Annotated in this window: 19 protein-coding genes; 10 read left to right on the top strand and 9 right to left on the bottom strand. The window is 71.2% G+C overall.

What is annotated here, in order from left to right; genetic code table 11:
• The first annotated feature begins 111 nt into the window (after positions 1-111).
• The 9 genes from BW949_RS05215 (at position 112) to BW949_RS05175 (ending at position 9,939) form a co-directional block, all read left to right on the top strand.
• Complete coding sequence (locus BW949_RS05215; RefSeq protein WP_076363894.1) at positions 112-405, top strand: ArsR/SmtB family transcription factor; 294 nt, start codon at positions 112-114, stop codon at positions 403-405.
• The gene (locus tag BW949_RS05210) at positions 402-1,481 is read left to right on the top strand and encodes a permease (protein ID WP_076363893.1); all 1,080 of its coding nucleotides are present in this window, start codon (positions 402-404) and stop codon (positions 1,479-1,481) included. Before BW949_RS05215 ends, BW949_RS05210 begins: the two co-directional genes overlap by 4 nt.
• Positions 1,482-1,494: 13 nt before the next feature.
• A complete protein-coding gene (locus BW949_RS05205) occupies positions 1,495-1,731 on the top strand; it encodes a thioredoxin family protein (RefSeq protein WP_076363892.1) in 237 nt (78 codons plus the stop codon).
• Between the two features lie 81 nt (positions 1,732-1,812).
• Positions 1,813-2,757 (top strand): type 1 glutamine amidotransferase, encoded by a 945-nt coding sequence (locus tag BW949_RS05200; protein WP_235816210.1) that lies wholly within the window; start codon positions 1,813-1,815, stop codon positions 2,755-2,757.
• Positions 2,639-4,957, top strand: coding sequence for a Tex family protein (locus BW949_RS05195; RefSeq protein WP_235816234.1), 2,319 nt, complete (start codon positions 2,639-2,641; stop codon positions 4,955-4,957). The genes BW949_RS05200 and BW949_RS05195 overlap by 119 nt, the downstream gene beginning before the upstream one ends.
• Before the next feature lie 93 nt (positions 4,958-5,050).
• On the top strand, positions 5,051-5,776 hold the full coding sequence (locus BW949_RS05190; protein ID WP_076363890.1) for an ABC transporter ATP-binding protein: 726 nt from the start codon (positions 5,051-5,053) through the stop codon (positions 5,774-5,776).
• Positions 5,773-8,136, top strand: a complete 2,364-nt coding sequence (locus tag BW949_RS05185; protein WP_235816209.1) for an ABC transporter permease — start codon at positions 5,773-5,775, stop codon at positions 8,134-8,136. Before BW949_RS05190 ends, BW949_RS05185 begins: the two co-directional genes overlap by 4 nt.
• Before the next feature lie 3 nt (positions 8,137-8,139).
• A complete protein-coding gene (locus BW949_RS05180) occupies positions 8,140-9,378 on the top strand; it encodes an efflux RND transporter periplasmic adaptor subunit (protein ID WP_076363888.1) in 1,239 nt (412 codons plus the stop codon).
• A 24-nt stretch (positions 9,379-9,402) separates the two neighbouring features.
• Positions 9,403-9,939 (top strand): gamma-glutamylcyclotransferase family protein, encoded by a 537-nt coding sequence (locus BW949_RS05175; protein WP_076363887.1) that lies wholly within the window; start codon positions 9,403-9,405, stop codon positions 9,937-9,939.
• On the opposite strand, the gene BW949_RS05170 is transcribed toward BW949_RS05175, so the two are convergent.
• From BW949_RS05170 to BW949_RS05130, 9 genes are all read right to left on the bottom strand, one after another.
• Entirely contained in the window at positions 9,914-10,810 is an 897-nt protein-coding gene (locus tag BW949_RS05170) for a DMT family transporter (protein ID WP_076363886.1), read from the bottom strand. The genes BW949_RS05175 and BW949_RS05170 overlap by 26 nt on opposite strands.
• Complete coding sequence (locus BW949_RS05165) at positions 10,804-11,304, bottom strand: lipocalin/fatty acid-binding family protein (RefSeq protein WP_076363885.1); 501 nt, start codon at positions 11,302-11,304, stop codon at positions 10,804-10,806. Before BW949_RS05165 ends, BW949_RS05170 begins: the two co-directional genes overlap by 7 nt.
• Positions 11,292-11,612, bottom strand: coding sequence for a hypothetical protein (locus tag BW949_RS05160; RefSeq protein ID WP_076363884.1), 321 nt, complete (start codon positions 11,610-11,612; stop codon positions 11,292-11,294). Before BW949_RS05160 ends, BW949_RS05165 begins: the two co-directional genes overlap by 13 nt.
• The gene (locus tag BW949_RS05155; RefSeq protein ID WP_076363883.1) at positions 11,612-12,658 is read right to left on the bottom strand and encodes an aldo/keto reductase; all 1,047 of its coding nucleotides are present in this window, start codon (positions 12,656-12,658) and stop codon (positions 11,612-11,614) included. The genes BW949_RS05160 and BW949_RS05155 overlap by 1 nt, the downstream gene beginning before the upstream one ends.
• 112 nt (positions 12,659-12,770) lie before the next feature.
• The gene (locus BW949_RS05150; protein WP_076363882.1) at positions 12,771-13,547 is read right to left on the bottom strand and encodes an enoyl-CoA hydratase-related protein; all 777 of its coding nucleotides are present in this window, start codon (positions 13,545-13,547) and stop codon (positions 12,771-12,773) included.
• A gap of 98 nt (positions 13,548-13,645) precedes the next feature.
• Positions 13,646-14,101, bottom strand: a complete 456-nt coding sequence (locus BW949_RS05145) for a cytochrome c-type biogenesis protein (protein WP_076364791.1) — start codon at positions 14,099-14,101, stop codon at positions 13,646-13,648.
• 4 nt (positions 14,102-14,105) lie between these two features.
• Positions 14,106-16,064 (bottom strand): heme lyase CcmF/NrfE family subunit, encoded by a 1,959-nt coding sequence (locus tag BW949_RS05140; RefSeq protein WP_076363881.1) that lies wholly within the window; start codon positions 16,062-16,064, stop codon positions 14,106-14,108.
• A 98-nt stretch (positions 16,065-16,162) separates the two neighbouring features.
• Positions 16,163-16,858, bottom strand: coding sequence for an EI24 domain-containing protein (locus BW949_RS05135; RefSeq protein WP_076363880.1), 696 nt, complete (start codon positions 16,856-16,858; stop codon positions 16,163-16,165).
• Positions 16,858-17,433, bottom strand: coding sequence for a nitroreductase family protein (locus BW949_RS05130; RefSeq protein ID WP_076363879.1), 576 nt, complete (start codon positions 17,431-17,433; stop codon positions 16,858-16,860). The genes BW949_RS05135 and BW949_RS05130 overlap by 1 nt, the downstream gene beginning before the upstream one ends.
• A gap of 232 nt (positions 17,434-17,665) precedes the next feature.
• On the opposite strand from BW949_RS05130, the gene BW949_RS05125 reads away from it, so the two are divergent.
• Positions 17,666-17,926 (top strand): DUF167 domain-containing protein, encoded by a 261-nt coding sequence (locus tag BW949_RS05125; protein ID WP_076363878.1) that lies wholly within the window; start codon positions 17,666-17,668, stop codon positions 17,924-17,926.
• Positions 17,927-17,943: the final 17 nt, after the last annotated feature.

Raw genomic sequence — 17,943 nt, 5'->3', positions numbered from 1 at the left:
CCAGTGAAGCTTTGATGACACCACGATGACGGGCGCCGGGGGGGGGCCTTGACCGCCGCCCCCGGCGGCATTACCGCTTATGCGCAGATGCGCATGAAGCGGAGCCCTCTCATGGTCCAGACCGTCCTGGCCGCCCTGGCCGAACCCACGCGCCTTCAGGCGATGGCGCTGCTGGCCGATGGCTCTGAACATTGCGTCTGCGAATTGATGCGCAAGCTCGGCGCCACCCAAAGCCGCATGTCGCGCCACATGCAGGTGCTGCGCCAGGCCGGGCTGGTCACCGACCGGCGCGATGCGCAATGGGTGCGCTATCGGCTGAACCCCGAGATGCCCCCCGAGATCGCGGCGATCCTGAGCGCCGTTCTGGCCGCTGCCGCAGCCTCGCACGAAAGGACCGCCGCATGAGCCTCACCCCTTCGGACGCCCCCGCCCCCGCCGCCGCGCGCCCCGACTGGCCCTGGCACCTGGGCGTGGCCGCCGCGGCCGTCCTGTGGTGGCTGGTCTATGGCCAGCTTGCCCCCCTGGCCGAAGCCGTCACCGAGACCCTTACCGCCTGGGGCCCGGTCGCCCGCGACAGCCACACCGGCGCGGCGCTGGCCTTCTTTCTCTATGATGTGCCCAAGGTGATGATGCTCCTGGTGCTGATCGTCTTTGCCGTGACGGTCCTGCGCAGCTTCTTTTCGGCGGAACGGACCCGCGCGCTGCTGACCGGGCGCCACGAGGGCGTGGGCAACGCCATGGCGGCGGGTCTGGGCGTGGTGACGCCGTTCTGCTCGTGCTCGGCGGTATCGCTGTTCATCGGCTTTGTCTCGGCGGGCATCCCGCTCGGGGTCACCTTCTCGTTCCTGATCGCCGCCCCAATGGTCAACGAGGTGGCGCTGGTCCTTCTCTTCGGGCTGGTCGGCTGGCAGGTGGCGCTGACCTACCTGGTCTTTGGCCTGGGCATCGCGGTGGTGGCGGGGTTCGTGATCGGCAAGCTGCGCCTCGAGGGCTGGTTGCAGGATTGGGTCCGCGAAATCCACGCCGCTGCCGCCTCGGGCTGCCAGAGCGGCCCCGAACGGCCCACGATGCCCGAGCGTTATCGCATGGGCCTTGCGGCCGTGCGCGAGATCGTGGGCAAGGTCTGGCTGTGGGTGGTGCTGGGCATCGGCATGGGCGCGCTGATCCACGGCTATGTCCCCGAGGATCTGATGATCCGCATCATGGGCGCCGAGGCCTGGTGGTCGGTCCCCGCCGCCGTCGCGCTGGGCGTTCCCATGTATACCAACGCCGCCGGCGTGATCCCCATCGTCGAGGCGCTTCTGGGCAAGGGCGCGGCGCTCGGCACGGTGCTGGCCTTCATGATGAGCGTGATCGCGCTGAGCCTGCCCGAGATGATCATCCTGCGACAGGTGCTGACGCTGCGCCTGATCGCGGTCTTCGTCGGCGTCGTCGCCAGCGGCATCCTGGCCGTGGGCTTCCTGTTCAACCTCCTGTTCTGAAGGACACGCGCACATGAAATCCGTCAAGGTCTATGGCCCCGGCTGCAAACGTTGCGAAACCACCGCCAGCATGGTCGCCGACACCGCCGCAAAGCTGGGCGTCGCCGTCGAGATCGAGAAGATCACCGACCCCCGCGCCATCGCGCTTTCGGGCGTGATGTCGACGCCGGGCATCTCGATCGACGGCACGCTGGTCCATTCCGGCGGCCTGCCCGACGCCGCCCGCCTGGAGGGCTGGCTGTCCGCGTGATCCCCCCGGGCCGGCGCGATGAAAACGGTTCCCGCTTGACGGGAAACCGCGGATACGCGGCAAAGCGCTCGGGGGCCTGTCATGAACATCCTTGTCCTCCAGCATCTGGCCATCGAACACCCTGGCAGCCTGCGCGATCTCTGGGCCGCGGCGGGGCATCGGCTGACCGCGATCGAGCTGGACGCGGGCGAGACGATCCCGCCGCTGGAGGGGTTCGACCTGATGGTGGCGATGGGCGGCCCGCAGGATCTGTGGGACAAGGACGCCCTGCCCTGGATGTGCGCCGAACTGGCCGCGATCCGGCATTGGGTGGCCGATCTGGGCCGGCCCTATCTGGGGATCTGTCTGGGGCATCAGCTTCTGGCCGAGGCGCTGGGCGGCCACGTCGCGCCGATGGCCCGCCCCGAGGTCGGTCTGGCCGAGGTGACGCGCACCGCAGCCGGCGCCGCCGACCCGATCTTCGCCACGCTGCCCGAGCGGCTGACCACCTTCCAATGTCACGGCGCCGAGATCCGCGACCTGCCCGCAGGCGCGGTGATCCTGGCCGAGAACGCCGCCTGCCCCACCCAGGCCATCCGCTGGGGACACCACGCCTGGGGGCTGAAATTCCACGTCGAGATCACCGAGACGACCGTGGCCGACTGGCAGGCGATCCCCGCCTATGCCGCAAGCCTGCGCGAAGCGCTGGGCGCCGCCCGCGCCGCCACCCTGGTCAAGGAGGTCGCCCCCCTTCTGCCCGCCTTCCGCGCAAGCGCCGCGGCGATGGACCGCGCGCTTCAGGCCGCGCTTGCCCCCGAACGCGCGCTGAACGCCCCCCTTGGCGGGACGCGCGCGGGCGGCTATCACGTCGGTCCCGGATCTGACAGGAGCCCCCGCCTTGGACACCGCCGACCGCATCGCCCGCACGATTGCCGAAGAGATCGCCGCAACCCCCGCCCAGGTGCGCGCGGCGACCGAGCTTCTGGACGGAGGCGCCACGGTGCCCTTCGTCGCGCGCTACCGCAAGGAGGTGACCGGGGGCCTTGATGACACGCAGCTGCGCACCCTCTCCGAACGTCTGGTCTATCTGCGCGAGATGGAGACCCGGCGCGCGGCGATCCTGAATTCGATCCGCGAGCAGGGCAAGCTGACCGACGATCTGTCGCGCGCCATCGCCGGCGCCACGACCAAGGCCGCGCTCGAGGACATCTACCTGCCCTTCAAGCCCAAGCGCCGGACCAAGGCGATGATCGCGCGCGAAAACGGGCTGGAGCCGCTGTTGCGCGCCATCGCGGCCGACCGCCGCGCCGATCCCGCCACGCTGGCGCAGGGCTACCTGTCCGAGGCCGTCGCCACGCCCAAGGCCGCGCTTGAGGGCGCGCGCGACATCCTGGCCGAAGAACTGAGCGAAAACGCGCGCCTTCTGGGCCGGCTGCGCGACTTCATGCGCGCCGAGGCCTTCATCAGTGCCCGGCTGATCGAGGGCAAGGCCGAGGCGGGCGCCAAATTCTCGGATTACTTCGATCACCGCGAGAAATGGGCCACCATCCCCGCGCACCGGGCGTTGGCGATCCTGCGCGCCTCGAAGGAGGAGGTGGTGACGGTCGAAATCGCCCCCGAGCCCGAAACCGGCCCCGCCCGCGCCATCGACATCATCGCCGCCGAGATCGGCATCGCGGGCGACGGCCCCGGCGATCGCTGGCTGCGCGAGGTGGCGGGCTGGACCTGGCGGGTCAAGCTGTCGCTGTCGATGTATATCGACCTGCTGTCCGAGCTGCGCAAGCGCGCCCATGACGAGGCCATCGCCGTCTTTGCCCGCAACCTGCGCGACCTGCTGCTGGCCGCGCCTGCGGGCGCACGCCCGACGCTGGGGCTGGATCCCGGCATCCGCACCGGGGTCAAGGCGGCGGTGGTCGATGCCACGGGCAAGCTGCTCGAGACCGCGACGCTCTATCCCTTTGCGCCGAAGAACGACCTGCGCGGCACCGAAGCGAAGCTGGCCGAGCTGATCCGCCGCCACGGGGTCGAGCTGATCGCCATCGGCAACGGCACCGCCAGCCGCGAGACCGAGCGCGTCGTGGCCGATGTCCTCAAGCATCTGCCGGGGGCCTCGAAACCGGCGAAGGTGGTCGTGTCCGAGGCGGGCGCGTCGGTCTATTCGGCCTCGGAACTGGCGGCGCGGGAATTTCCCGATCTGGACGTGTCGCTGCGCGGGGCGGTGTCGATCGCGCGCCGGCTCCAGGATCCGCTGGCCGAGCTGGTCAAGATCACGCCGCAGTCGATCGGGGTGGGGCAGTATCAGCACGACGTGGATCAGCGCCAGCTTGCCCGCGCACTCGAGGCCGTGGTCGAGGATGCGGTGAACGCGGTGGGGGTGGATCTCAACACCGCCTCGGCGCCGCTTCTGGCGCATGTGGCGGGGCTGGGCCCGGCGCTGGCGCAGGCCATCGTGACCCACCGCGACCAGGCGGGCGCCTTCCCCTCGCGCAGGGCGCTTCTCAAGGTGTCGGGGCTGGGGCCGCGCGCCTTCGAGCAATGCGCGGGCTTCCTGCGCATCCGCGACGGGGCCGAACCGCTCGATGCCTCGGCGGTGCACCCCGAGGCCTATGGTGTGGCGCGGCGCATCGTGGCCGCCTGCGGGCGCGATATCCGCGAGATCATGGGCAATGGCGCGGCGCTCAAGGGGCTGAAGGCGCAGGATTTCGTGGACGAGACCTTCGGCCTGCCGACGGTGCGCGATATCCTGGCCGAGCTGGAAAAACCCGGCCGTGACCCGCGCCCGCATTTCGTGACCGCGACCTTTGCCGACGGCGTCGAGGACATCAAGGATCTGCGCCCCGGCATGATGCTGGAAGGCACGGTGACCAATGTCGCGGCCTTTGGCGCCTTTGTCGATATCGGGGTGCATCAGGACGGGCTGGTCCATGTCAGCCAGCTGGCCGACCGTTTCGTCAAGGACCCCCACGAGGTCGTCAAGGCCGGCGATGTGGTCAAGGTCCGCGTGACCGAGGTCGACATCCCCCGCAAGCGGATCGGCCTGTCGATGCGCCGGGACGGCGGCACCGAGAGCGGCGGCAAGGCGGCCGCCGGAAAGGGCCAAGGCAAGGGTCAGGGCAAGGGTCTCGGGCAGGGCAAGAACCAGGGGCAGCCAAAGGGCCGCGGCGGCCAAGGTCGCGGAGGCACCGCCAGCGGCACCGAGACCGGCGCGCTGGGGGCCGCACTTCTCGACGCGATGCGGCGGAAATAGCCCCGCAGGCGCCCCCTCTCGCCCCGGCGGCGCCGGGATGCTAGGCTGGCGGCACGGCCGGGCCCCTGCCGGCCGCGCGCGGAGATGCAGCCCATGCCCGATCCCGCCCTGTCCCTGCGCCCCGCCTTTTCCCTGCGCGGCGTGACGCGCGTCTATGGCGAAGGCCGCAGCGCGGTGCAGGCGCTGCGCGGCGTGGATCTGGACATCCCCGCGGGCGAGATCGTGGTGATGCTGGGGGCCTCGGGGTCGGGGAAATCCACGCTTCTCAACATCCTGGGCGGGCTTGACCGGCCCAGCGCGGGCAGCGTGCGCTTTCAGGGCACCGAGCTGACGGGCCTGAGCGACGCCGCGCTGACCCGCTATCGGCGCGACCATGTGGGCTTTGTCTTCCAGTTCTACAACCTCATGCCGGGGCTGACCGCGCGCGAGAATGTCGAACTTGTCACCGAGATCGCGCGCGCGCCCATGCCCGCCGCCGAGGCGCTGGCGCTGGTGGGGCTGGGCGCGCGGGCCGATCATTTCCCGGCGCAATTGTCGGGCGGCGAGCAACAGCGCGTGGCCATCGCCCGCGCCATCGCCAAACAGCCCGAAGTCCTGTTCTGCGACGAACCCACCGGCGCGCTGGACAGCGCCACGGGCCGCGCCGTCCTCGAGGTGCTGTGCGACGTCAACGCCCGGCTGGGCGCCACCGTGCTGATGGTCACCCATGCCGCCAGCATCGCCGGGCTGGCCCATCGCGTCGTGCGGCTGAGCGACGGGCAGATCGCCGACATGCGGGAAAACGCCACCCGCCTTTCGCCCGCCGAGGTGGTGTGGTGAGCCCGCTCGACCGCAAGCTCCTGCGCGATCTGGCGCGGATGCGGGGGCAGGCTCTGGCCATTGCCGCGGTGATCGCCATGGGGGTGCTGCTTCAGGTGATGATGAGCGGGCTTGTCACCTCGCTCTCCGAGACGCGGCGCGCCTATTACGAACGCAACCGCATGGCCGATGTGGTGGCCCCGCTGACCCGCGCGCCCGATGCGGTGCTGGAGCGGCTGGCCGCGATCCCCGGCGTGGCGGGGGCGGAAGGGCGGATCGACGGGGCCGCCCTTCTGGACATGCCGGGCCATGACGTGCCGGTGCAGGCCCAGGCGCTGTCCCTGCCCGACCGCGGGCCGCAGCGGCTGATGCTGCTGCATCTGACGGCGGGGCAGCTTCCGCCCACCGCTGCGCGCGACGCCGTGGTGGTTCTTGACGCCTTTGCCCGCGCGCATGGGCTTCGCCTGGGCGACCGGATCGCGGCCACGATGAACGGCGCGCGCATGGATCTGAAGATCGTGGGCCTGGCCCAGAGCCCCGAACATCTCTACGTCGCCGTGCCCGGCGAGATGTCGCCCGACCCGGCGCGGTTCGGGGTGTTCTGGATGCGCCGCACGGCGCTTGCCGCGGCCTATGACATGGACGGCGCCTTCAACGCCGCGCTCTTTGCCCTGTCGCGCGATGCGCGCCTGGCGGAGGTTCTGGACCGCATCGACCGGGTGCTGGCCCCCTATGGCGGCACCGGGGCGATGGCGCGCGACACGCTGGTGTCGGACCGTTTCGTCAGCGAGGAGATCGAGAGCCTGGGCACCATGAACCGGGTGGTTCCGCCGCTGTTCCTGGCGGTCGCGGCCTTTCTTCTGAACATCGTCGCCGCCCGCCTGGTCGAGGCCGAGCGCGAGGAGATCGGCCTTCTCAAGGCCTTCGGCTACCGCGGCCGCGAGATCGGCGCGCACTACATGAAGCTGGTGCTGGTGATCGCCGTGCTGGGGGCGCTGGCGGGCTGCCTTCTGGGGGTCGCGGCGGGGCGCGGCATGGTGCGGGTCTATGCGCAATTCTACCACTTTCCCTTCCTGATCTTCCGCCCCGATCCGGGCGCCTTCGTCACCGGCGTGCTGACCAGCATCGGCGCGGCTTCGGCCGGGGGCGTGTTCGTCCTGCGCCGGGTGTTCCGCCTGGCCCCGGCCGAGGCGATGCGCCCGCCCGCCCCGGCCGATTATTCGCGTGCGCGCCCCCTGTCCGGGGCGCTGGGCCGGCTTCTCGATCAGCCGACGCGGATGGTGCTGCGCCGGGTGATCCGCGCGCCCTTGCGGATGGCGGCGCTGTCGGCGGGGATCGCGGGGGGGATGGCGCTGGCCGCAGGCATGACCACGATCTACGGCGGCTTCGACCGGATGATCACGCTCAGCTTCACGCTTCTCGACCGCTCGGACGCGACCGTGATCTTCACCCATCCGCTGTCGGAAAAGGCCGCGTTGGAAATGGGGCGGATGGCGGGCGTGATCCGGGTCGAGCCCTTCCGCGAGGTGCCCGCGATCCTGCGCAATGGCGCCCATACCCACCGCGGCAGCCTCAGCGGGATCGCCCCCGATGCGGGCCTCGTGCGCCCAATCGGCGCCGACATGGCCCCGATCGTGCTTCCCGAACGGGGCGTCGTCGTCTCGCAGACGCTGGCCGAGATCCTGCATCTGGCGCCCGGCGACCGGCTGATCGCCGAGATCCGCGAGGGCGCCCAGCCCCGCCTCGCGCTGCCCGTGGCGCAGGTGGCCCAGAGCCTGATGGGCGCGCCCGCCTACATGCGGCTGGACGCGCTGGGGCGGGCCGTCGATGCGCCGGGACAGGTGTCGGGCGTGCATCTGCGGCTGGACCCGGCCGCGGCGCCCGCGCTCTATCGTCGCCTCAAGGCGATGCCGCAGGTGGCTGGCGTCAGCGTGGCCACCGATGCCCGGCGCGCCCTGCGCGAGCTGATGGACACCGGCGCCGGCGCCACGCGTTTCGTGCTGGGCGCGGTGGCCTTCGTCATCACCTTCGGCATCATCTACAACGCCGCGCGCATCGGACATGCCGAACGCGCCCGCGATCTGGCCGCGCTGCGGGTGATGGGCTTCACCAAGGCCGAGACCGCCTTTGTCCTTCTGGGGGAACTGGCGCTGATCACGCTGGCCGCGCTGCCGGCGGGGGCGGCGCTGGGGCATGGCCTTTCCATCGCCATCGCGCGCGGCTTCTCGACCGAACTCTACCGCATTCCTACCGGTTTCGACCCCGCCGCGCAGGGGATGGCGGCGCTCTATGTCCTGATCGCGGCGCTCGTCTCCGGCGCGCTGGTGGCGCGCGATCTGGCCCGCACCGACCCCATCACCGTTCTCAAGACACGCGAGTGACCCATGCCCTTCACCGCCCGACGCCTGTCCCGCCCGTTCCTGATCCTGTCCACGCTGGTGCTGGTGGGCGGGGTGCTGGCCTGGGCCTTTCGCGCCCAGCCGGTCATGGTGGATCTGGGCCAGGTCAGCCGCGGCCCGCTTGCGCTGACCATCGACGAGGACGGGCGCACGCGGGTGCGCGACAGCTATGTCGTGTCGACCCCGGTCGAGGGGCGGCTGCTGCGGGTGACGCTGCGTCCGGGCGATCCGGTCACGGCCAATTCCACCGTGCTGGCGCGAATGCGGCCCACGAACCCCGCGGTTCTGGACGTGCGCACGCGCGAACAGGCGCGCGCGGCGGTCGCGGCGGCGGAGGCCGGCCTCGAGGTGGCGCGCGCCGATCTCGAGGCCGCCGAGGCCGATCTGGACCTGGCCGAGGCCGACCGCGCCCGCGCCCGGGCGCTTGCGGGCAGCGGCACCGTCTCGCAGGCGGCGCTCGACCGCGCCGAAAGTGCCGCCCGCGCCGCCGAGGCCCGCCGCCACACCGCCCGCGCCGCCATCGCCCAGCGCCAGGCCGAGCTTCAGACCGCGCGGGCCCAGCTGATCGGCTTCGAGGACCGCGGCCTTGTCGCCGCCCTCGAGGCGCAGCTGGGCGACGAGATCCCGATCCTGTCGCCCATCGACGGCCGCGTCCTGCGCGTGATCCAGGAGGACGAGACCATCCTGCCCGCGGGCGCGCCGCTTCTCGAGGTGGGCAATGTGGCCGAGGGCCTCGAGGTGGTGGTCGAGCTGCTCTCGGCCGACGCGGTGCGGGTGCGCGCGGGCGATCCGGTGCGGATCGAGGAGTGGGGCGGACCGGCGCCCCTGGCCGGCACGGTCGAGCGGATCGAGCCCTTCGGGATCACCAAGACCTCGGCGCTGGGGGTCGAGGAACAGCGCGTCACGGCGGTGGTGCGGCTCGACAGCCCGGCCGAGGCGCGCGCGGGGCTGGGCCACGGCTACCGGGTCGAGGCGCGGATCGTGATCTGGCAGGCCGAAGCGGCGCTGAAGCTGCCCTCAGGCGCGGTGGTGCGCGGGGCCGACGGCCCGTCGGTCTTCGTGATGCAGGACGGGCGCGCCGAACGGCGGGCGATCACGCTGGGCCCGGACAACGGCATCGAGGCCGCGGTCACGGCGGGGCTGGCGGCCGGCGAGACGGTCGTTCTCTATCCGCCCGCGGGGCTGCGCACGGGCGATGCGATCACCCGGCGGGTGGTGGACTAGGGCGCAGGGAATGGGGCACGGGGGATGGGGCTTCTCTATTTCGCCTATGGCTCGAACATGCTGGAAACCCGGCTGCGGGCGCGCTGCCGGGGCGCGCGGCTGATCGGGGCGGGCCGCGCGCCGGGGCACGATCTGGCCTTTGCCAAGCGCGGGCGCGACGGCTCGGGCAAGGCCACGCTCTGCCCCGGTCCGGGCGCGCTGCCGGGGGTGCTGTTCCAGCTTGAACCGGGCGATCTGGCGCCGCTGGACCGGGCCGAGGGGCGCGGGATCGGCTATGACCGGGTGGAGATCGACGTGATCGGCCCCGACGGTCGGCCCGCCCGCGCGCTGAGCTATGTCGCCTGCCGGAGGGAGACGGGGCTTTTGCCCTTTGGCTGGTATCTGGCGCTCTGCGTGGCCGGGGCGCCGGACCCCGCGCATCAAGCCCGGCTGGCCGCCCATCCCTGGACGCCCGATCCCGACCCCGCGCGCCCGGCCCGGCAAGCGGCGGTATCGGCGCTGGCCAGGGCCGGGATCGCGGATCACCGCGCGTATCTCAGCGCGCCAGAACGATCCCGATGACCGAAAGCACGACCAGCGCGATGCCAACGCCTTCGCGCAGATGCAGCCGCTCGCGGAAGACCAGCGCCGACACCAGCAGCGTGAAGACGATCTCGATCTGGCCCAGCGCCCGGACCCGCGCGGCATTTTCAAGCGCAAAGGCCGTGAACCACAGCGCCGAACCCGCGACGCCCGTCACCCCCACCCAGATCGTGCGCCGCCAGGCCGCGACGACGCGCGCCAGCTCGCCCGCCTCGCGCCAACGCAGCCAAAGCGCCATGCCCAGCGCCTGCGCCGCGGTCACGAAGGCCAGCGCCAGCAGCGCGCGGGCCTCGGGGGCGGGGAGGTCAAGCGCCAGCGTCGCACCGCGATAGCCGATGGCCGACACCCCGAAAAGCGCCCCCGCCCCGATCCCGTAGAGCGCCGCGCGCCGGTCGAAGCCGCCCCCCTGCGCGCCCGACAGAAGGCCCACCCCCAGCACCCCCACGCCGATGGCCGCCAGGGCCGGGGCGGGCAGCGTCTCGCCCAGGATGACGGCAGAGAACAGCGCGACCTGCACCGTCTCGGTCTTGGTGAAAGCCACGCCCACGGCGAAATTGCGCAGGGAAAACAGCGCCACGGTCAGGAAGGTGGCTGTGACCTGCGCCGCGCCGCCGCCCAGCGCGAAGACCCAGAACCGCGCCGGCAGCTCGGGCAGGGCATAGCCGCGCGACACCATCAGCACCGCCGCGGCCAGCCCCGCGATCGGCGCCCCGAACAGGAACCGCGAGAAGGTCGCCCCGCCGGTCGACAGGCCCAGCCCCTTGAGGCGCTTTTGCAGCATGAAGCGCGCGGTCTGCACCGCTGCTGCCGCCAGCGTCACCCAGACCCAGGGGCCCAGCACCTCTACCATGTCAGATCCTGCGGATCATAACCGTTGAAGCGCAGCACCTCGCGCGCGGCGTCGATCAGGTCGGCGCGGCGGGCGGCCTCGGGGCGGGCCAGGACTGCGGCCCAACCGCCCTCGGGCGTGCCCAGCGCGGCCACGCGATAATCCTGATCGACCCAGAGCACCCAGACCGGCCCGCCGCCATAGCCGCCGCGGGCGACAAGCCGCGCGCCGGGGCCGACCAGAAGCGCCTGGCCTGACAGCCGCGCCGGGGCCGGGCCGGTGCAATCAATCCCCGACAGCGCAAAATCTTCGTCCCGCCAGCGCCAGTCCTGCCGCGCCCCCGCGCAGGCCCGCGCCGGCGCCGCCATCACCCGCCATTCGCCCGCGAAACGCGCCGGATCGAACAGGACGGCCGAGGAAATCCGCGCCTGCGGATCGCGCAAGCCCCCCTGCGGCCCCGGCGCCATGCAGGCGGCCAGAACCAGAAGGGGAAGCAGGGCGATCACTCGAGACATTCGCGCATCTCGAAGCCCGCATCGCTGAGGATGGCGTTGCAGCCCAGAAGCGGGCGCAGCGGCGCGCAGGTCTGCGAGCGCGCAAGGCAGGCGCCTTCGCAGTCGGACGCGCTGCGGCAGGCCTTGCCGGCGTCGCGGGTGCGGTGCTCGCAATAGGCCGGCCCCGAGGCCAGTTCGCGCCAGGCCCCGCCCTGCCGGGCGCATTGGGCGGCGGGATCGGCGGGCAGGCCGGGGGCTGCGCCGCCTGCCCCCTCGCGGCAGCCCGCCAGCGCCAGCACCAGCATCAGAAGGGCCGCCGCGGCGCGCATCAGAACGGCATCCGGTGGTCGCGGTGATAACGGTCGATCGCGGCCAGAACCTCGGGGGTCAGCACCATGCCCGCCGCATCGAGCGCGCGATCGAGCTGTTCGAGATTGGTCGCACCGATGATGGGCGACACCGGGAAGGGCCGGCCCAGCACGAAGGCGATGGCCAGCGTGGCCGGGTCGATGCCCACCTCGTGGGCCAGATGCACCCAGGCGGTGACGGCGGGCCAGACCTGCGGCGTCACCCGCCCGCCCAGGTTCGACACGATCGACCGGCGCGAGCCCGGCGGCGGGTCGATCCCCTCGGCGTATTTCCCCGTCAAAAGCCCCGCGGCCAGCGGCGAATAGGCCAGAAGCGTGATGTCCTCCATCGTGCCGAATTCCGCCAGATCGAGATCATAGAACCGGCACATGGCGGAATATTCGTTCTGGAGCGTCAGCGGCCGCGGCCCCAGCCCGGCCTCGGACAGGCGCAGCCATTCGGCCATGCCCCAGGCGGTTTCGTTCGACAGGCCGAAATGCCGGATCTTGCCCTCGGCGACCAGCGCCGCGACCGTCTCGAGACAGGCGGCCATGTCGGCGCGCACGGCCTCGCGGTTGCGCCCGGTGGTGTCGTAGTCCCAGCTCTTGCGGAAATGATAGCTGCCGCGGTTGGGCCAATGGAACTGGTAGATGTCGATATAGTCGGTGCGCAGGCGGCGAAGGGAATCCTCGACCGCGGCGCGCAGGCGGGAAGGGCTGATCGGCGGGCCGTGCTCGATCGCGGACGATCCCTTGCCGGTGATCTTGGTGGCGATCACCCAATTCTCGCGCCCGCCCCGGCGCGCGAAATACGAACCGATGATCTCCTCGGTGCGGCCGGTCGTATGCGGCGAGATCGGGTTGACGGGATACATCTCGGCGGTGTCGATGAAATCCACGCCGCGCTCGGCGGCCCGGTCGATCTGTGCGTGCCCCTCGTCCTCGGTGTTCTGCGTGCCCCAGGTCATCGACCCGAGACAGATTTCGCTGACCTCGGGTCCGTTGCGGCCCAGCACGATCCTGCGCATGACTGTCTCTCCCTTCGCTTGAAGCGACAACCTGCCACAGGCCGCCTACGGGGGGAAGGGGCGGCCGGGGATGGTTGCACAGGCGTGATCCCACCCCTTCGCCCAGCGCAACTCAGCGCCCCTGATAGCGCGGCGGCCGCTTCTCGAGAAAGGCGGTGACCCCTTCGCGGAAATCCTCGGAGGCCCCGCAGGCGCCCTGCAAGTCGGCCTCGAGATCGAGCTGCGCGGCCAGATCGCGCGACCACGAGCCCCGCAGCGCCGTCTTGATGGCGCGATAGGCCACGGTCGGGCCATTGGCCAGATGCCGGGCCCGCGCGCGCCAATGCGCGTCGAAGGCGTCATCGGGCACGGCCTCCCAGATCATGCCCCATTCCACCGCCCGCGCCGCTGGCACCGGTTCGGTAAAAAGCGCCGCCCCCATCGCGCGGGCCGCCCCCACCTGACGCGGCAGCCAGAAGGTGCCGCCGGCGTCGGGCAGAAGGCCGATCCGGGCGAAGGCCTGCACGAAGCTGGCGCTTTCGGCGGCGATGACAACATCGGCGGCCAGCGCCAGGTTGGCGCCCGCCCCCGCGGCCACGCCATTGACCGCGGCAATGGTCGGCACCGGGCAGGAATAGATCGCCGCCAGCATGGGTTCGTATTCGTCGCGCAGCACCGCGCCCAGGTCCATCTCGGGATCGGTCACGCCCTCGGACAGATCCTGCCCGGCGCAGAAGGCCCGCCCCGCCCCGGTCAGCACGACGACGCGCGCCTCCTCGGCGGCGCGGTGCATGGCGGCGGTGATCTCGGCGCGCAAGGTGGAATTGAGCGCGTTCAGCACATCGGGGCGGTTGAGGGTGACAACCGCCATCCCCGCCTCGAGCGTATAGGAAACCGTCTGATAGGGCATGATCCCGCCTCCCCCCTGTTCGTCCTCGTTCTCTCCCGTGGCGTGCAGCCTAGCGGCGGGCGGGCACGGGAAAAGTCTGACGTTGGGTCGCGGGCGGATCAGGCGTCGGTTTTCTTCAGCAATTCCTGAAGCGCGGCCTCTTCCTCGGGGGTCAGGTCGGCCACCTCGGGGCGCTTGCGGCGCATGTAAAGCAGCCCGCCCCCCAGCGCGACAAGCGCCACCGCCGGCCCGATCAGCCACAGCACCAGATTGGCGCCGCGGTTGTCGGGCTCGAACAGGACATATTCGCCGTAGCGGTCGGTGATATAGTCCAGCACTGCGCCGTCGCTGTCACCGGCCTTGAGGCGTTCGCGCACCAGAAGCCGCAGATCGCGCGAGACCGAGGCGTTCGAATCGTCGATGTTCTCGCCCTGGCAGACCGGACAGCGCAGCACCTTCGAGAGTTCGCGCGCCCGCGATTCCAGCGCGGGATCGTCCAGGATCTCGTCGGGTTGCACCGCAGCCGCGGGGCCCGCCAGAAGGGCCAGCAGGCCCAGCGTGGGAAGAAGACGCATCAGATCACTCCGCCGGTTGAGGCCGGGCCGCGGCACGGCGCGCGCCCGCGGCCACGCGCAGGCGCCGGTCCGTCAGGCTGATCAGCCCGCCCAGCGCCATCAGCCCGCAGCCCGTCCAGATCCACATCGCAAAGGGCTTGAGATAGGCGCGCACCGCCCAGCCGCCGCCCTCCTGCGGGTCGCCGATCACCAGATAGACGTCGCGCAGCGGCCGCGAGTCGATGGCGGCCTCGGTCGTGGGCATCGCCTGAACCGGATAGATGCGCTTTTCGGGATACAGCGTGGCCTGCACCACGCCGTCGCGGGCATAGGTCATGGTCGCGCGGGTTGAGGTGTAGTTCGGCCCCTGCACCTGATCGACCGCATCAAGGGTGACGGTATAGCCGCCGATCTCGAAGCTTTCGCCGATGTCGACGACCTTGATGACCTCTTGCTGCCAGGCGGTCAGAAGGCCGATGCCGATGAAGGCGACCCCCAGACCGGAATGGGCGACGGCCTTGCCCCAGTCGGCCCCCGGCAGCCGGAAGAGACGCCCCGCCCGGCCGTTGGTGCGGCTGGCCAGATCCGCCAGCGCGCCGAAGGCCAGCCACGCGCCCAGCCCCACCGCAACCGGCGCGACCAGCGAACGCCCGGTGCCCACCGACCAGGCCAGCCCCGCCAGCGCCAGCGCCAGCACCGCCGGCACCGCCAGCACCTTGAGCACCCGGCCCGGATGCGCGCGCTTCCAAGCCAGCATCGCGCCGATGGGCAGCATCACCGCCAGCACGATCATGAAGGGCGTAAAGGCCTTTTCGAAGAAGGGCGCGCCCACCGACAGCTTGCGGCCCAGCGCGGCCTCGGCCACCAGCGGCCAGATCGTGCCGACAAAGACCACCAGCGCCGACACCGCCAGCAGGATATTGTTCACCACCAGCGCGCTTTCGCGCGAGACCATGGAAAAGACGCCCCGCGCCTGCATCGCACCGGCCCGCGCGGCATAGAGCGTGAGCGCGCCGCCCACGAAGAAGGCCAGGATCACCAGGATGAAGATCCCGCGCGAGGGGTCCGAGGCGAAGGAATGCACCGAGGTGATGACGCCCGAGCGCACGATGAACGTGCCGATGAGCGAGAAGCCGAAGGCCATGATCGACAGCAGGATGGTCCAGCTTTTCAGCGCCTCGCGCTTTTCGACGACGATGGCCGAATGCAGAAGCGCCGCCGCCAGCAGCCAGGGCATGAAGGACGCGTTCTCGACCGGATCCCAGAACCAGAAGCCGCCCCAGCCCAGCTCGTAATAGGCCCACCACGACCCCAGCGCGATGCCGATGGTCAGGAACACCCAGGCCGCCAGCGTCCAGGGCCGCACCCAGCGCGCCCAGGCGGCATCGACCCGGCCCTCGATCAGGGCGGCCACGGCAAAGGAAAACGCCATGCTCAGGCCCACATAGCCCAGATAGAGGAAGGGCGGATGGAAGGCGAGACCGGGATCTTGCAGCAGCGGGTTCAGGTCTTGACCATTGAAGGGGGGCGTGGCCAGCCGCGCAAACGGGTTCGAGGTGAACAGGATGAAGCCCAGGAAGGTGGCCCCGATCATCCCCTGAATGGCGATCACGCGGGCGCGCAGGCGGGCGGGCAAGGCGCCCCCGAACCAGGCGGCCGCGGCGCCGAACAGCGCCAGGATCAGCACCCACAGCAGCATCGAGCCTTCGTGGTTCCCCCAGACGCCCGAGACCTTGTAGAGCATCGGCTTGTCGGTATGCGAGTTCTCCCAGACCAGCTTGACCGAGAAATCCGAGGTCATGAAGGCCCAGGTCAGCGCCGCGAAGGAGATCGCGATCAGCCCGAATTGCGCGGTGGCGGCGGGCTGGGCCAGCGCCATCCAGCCGCGCCAGCCGCGCGCGGCGCCGATCTGCGGCACGACGGATTGCACGATCGCCACCCCGAAGGCCAGGATCAGCGCGAAATGGCCAAGCTCTGCAAACATCTCATTCTCCCTTGTCGCGCGGGATCATAGGCCCAGCCGCAGGGGGTGCCAAGGCGCGCAGGCGGGCACGGGCGGCTTCTCGCGGGGTTGTGTGGGGCTCAGCCGCGGCGGGTTCCGGCCAGGCTGTGATAGACATGGGTGAAGCCCGCCGCCCCCAGCACCGGCACGACCAGGTTCAGCACCGGCACCGACAGCGGTGCCGCCATCGCCACGCCACTGGCCCAGATCCGCAGCCGATGCGCGCGAAAGAGCGCCGCGGCCTCGGCGCGCGGCATCCGGCGCATTGCGGCCATCTGGAAATATTCCCGCCCCAGAAGGTAGCCGTTGACCGCCCAGAACAGAAGCGGCGCCAGCGGGCCCAGGGCGAAATAGCCGATCAGCGCCACCGCGTTGACCGCCAGCATCACGCCCAGGAACGCCAGGCTTTCGCGCGTGGTCTCGGCCAGCCCCACGCGGCGCGGTTCGGGCAGGCCGGGATAATGGCGCGCCTCGACCATCGCCGCGACGCGCTCCAGGAACAGCCCGGTGAAGGCCGAGGCCACCGGCACCATCAGGAAGAAGGACAGCACCAGCATCAGCGCCGCCGAGCCCCAGGACAGGAGGTTGTCGATCCAGTCCACCGTGCCGATCCAGGGTAGCGTCACCTGATCGGGCACGACCCAGCCGATGGCCACCACCAGCGCGGCGTAGAAGGCCGCCAGAAGGCCCGCCGACAGCGCCACCCCGGCGGCCAGAACCCCCTGCGCACCGGGGCGCAGCATGTCGCGCAAGGCACGGAAAAGATCGCCCAGCATCACATCCTCCAGTCAGTCACGGCATCAAGATCGGGACGCGGCCGGTCGGCCGGCACGCGTGTCGGCGTGGCGATATGGACGAACCCCGCCACGCTCTCGTCTTCGGCCAGGCCCAGCCCCTCGCGCGCGAAGACGGGGTCATGCGCGCACCAGCCGGTGATCCAGCACGCCCCCCAGCCCGAGGCCAGCGCCACCGCCACCAGATTGTGACAAAGCGCACCGGCCGACAGGATCTGTTCGACCGCGGGCACCTTGGGATGGGGACGCGGGGCGGCGATCACCGCCACGATCAGCGCGGCTTCGGCAAACTGGCCCCGGCCCTTGGCGATCTGTTCATCATCAAGGCCGAGCTGGGCGCCGCGATCCGCAGCCAGCGCCGCCAGATCGTCGAGCGCGCCGCGCCCCAGCACCACCAGCCGCCAGGGTGCAAGCCCGCCGTGATCGGGCACGCGCAGCGCCACGTTCAGCATCGCCGCAAGGGCCGCCCGGTCGGGGGCCGGCGGCGCCAGGCTCTTGCGGGCATGCGACCGCCGCGCGGCCAGGAAATCCAGAACGGGGGGGTTGGGTTGGGGCATGCGGGGGGCGCCTCCTGTTGCGGCCGGCACGGGCTGCGCCGTCTCGGGGTCAATGTGGCACGGCCCGCGCCCGGCGCAAGGGTGGATCGGGGGCGGCGGCATGCGGCACGGACGATCACGACCTCGTGATCGGCGCGGCGTCCCGCGCTGGCCTTCGCCCCCGCGCCTGCCTAATGTGGCGCCGCAACCACGGGAACGGACGGGCAAGGCGCGGGATCGGGCGATGAGCGGAATGAAGAAGGGCGCGCTGGCCGATCTGGCGCAGCCGGGCACGCGGCTCGAGGTGCGGGTGACGCCCAAGGCCTCGCGCAATGCCGTCACGCCCCCCGATGAAACCGGCACGATCCGCGTGCAGGTGACGGTGATGCCCGAGGACGGCAAGGCCAATGCCGCGGTGACCAAGCTGCTGGCCAAGGCACTGGGGGTGGCGCCGGGGCGGCTGCGGCTGATCCGCGGGCAGACGGCGCGCGACAAGCTGTTCGAGATCGAATGAGCGCATAACAAATGAGC

The organism is Phaeovulum vinaykumarii (assembly GCF_900156695.1).
Classification (GTDB): Bacteria; Pseudomonadota; Alphaproteobacteria; order Rhodobacterales; family Rhodobacteraceae; genus Bieblia_A; species Bieblia_A vinaykumarii.
Note: the sequence above shows the minus strand (reverse complement) of the source record. Positions and strands in the feature narration are given on the sequence as shown.

Excerpts from the sequence above, each read along its gene's own strand:
- BW949_RS05125 (WP_076363878.1), top strand. The coding sequence starts at position 17,666 with ATGAAGAAGGGCGCGCTGGCCGATCTGGCGCAGCCGGGCACGCGGCTC.
- BW949_RS05200 (WP_235816210.1), top strand. The coding sequence starts at position 1,813 with ATGAACATCCTTGTCCTCCAGCATCTGGCCATCGAACACCCTGGCAGC.
- BW949_RS05155 (WP_076363883.1), bottom strand. The coding sequence starts at position 12,658 with ATGCGCAGGATCGTGCTGGGCCGCAACGGACCCGAGGTCAGCGAAATC.
- BW949_RS05180 (WP_076363888.1), top strand. The coding sequence starts at position 8,140 with ATGCCCTTCACCGCCCGACGCCTGTCCCGCCCGTTCCTGATCCTGTCC.
- BW949_RS05170 (WP_076363886.1), bottom strand. The coding sequence starts at position 10,810 with ATGGTAGAGGTGCTGGGCCCCTGGGTCTGGGTGACGCTGGCGGCAGCA.
- BW949_RS05160 (WP_076363884.1), bottom strand. The coding sequence starts at position 11,612 with ATGCGCGCCGCGGCGGCCCTTCTGATGCTGGTGCTGGCGCTGGCGGGC.
- BW949_RS05205 (WP_076363892.1), top strand. The coding sequence starts at position 1,495 with ATGAAATCCGTCAAGGTCTATGGCCCCGGCTGCAAACGTTGCGAAACC.
- BW949_RS05210 (WP_076363893.1), top strand. The coding sequence starts at position 402 with ATGAGCCTCACCCCTTCGGACGCCCCCGCCCCCGCCGCCGCGCGCCCC.
- BW949_RS05165 (WP_076363885.1), bottom strand. The coding sequence starts at position 11,304 with ATGTCTCGAGTGATCGCCCTGCTTCCCCTTCTGGTTCTGGCCGCCTGC.
- BW949_RS05140 (WP_076363881.1), bottom strand. The coding sequence starts at position 16,064 with ATGTTTGCAGAGCTTGGCCATTTCGCGCTGATCCTGGCCTTCGGGGTG.
- BW949_RS05135 (WP_076363880.1), bottom strand. The coding sequence starts at position 16,858 with ATGCTGGGCGATCTTTTCCGTGCCTTGCGCGACATGCTGCGCCCCGGT.
- BW949_RS05150 (WP_076363882.1), bottom strand. The coding sequence starts at position 13,547 with ATGCCCTATCAGACGGTTTCCTATACGCTCGAGGCGGGGATGGCGGTT.
- BW949_RS05190 (WP_076363890.1), top strand. The coding sequence starts at position 5,051 with ATGCCCGATCCCGCCCTGTCCCTGCGCCCCGCCTTTTCCCTGCGCGGC.
- BW949_RS05175 (WP_076363887.1), top strand. The coding sequence starts at position 9,403 with ATGGGGCTTCTCTATTTCGCCTATGGCTCGAACATGCTGGAAACCCGG.
- BW949_RS05130 (WP_076363879.1), bottom strand. The coding sequence starts at position 17,433 with ATGCCCCAACCCAACCCCCCCGTTCTGGATTTCCTGGCCGCGCGGCGG.
- BW949_RS05145 (WP_076364791.1), bottom strand. The coding sequence starts at position 14,101 with ATGCGTCTTCTTCCCACGCTGGGCCTGCTGGCCCTTCTGGCGGGCCCC.
- BW949_RS05215 (WP_076363894.1), top strand. The coding sequence starts at position 112 with ATGGTCCAGACCGTCCTGGCCGCCCTGGCCGAACCCACGCGCCTTCAG.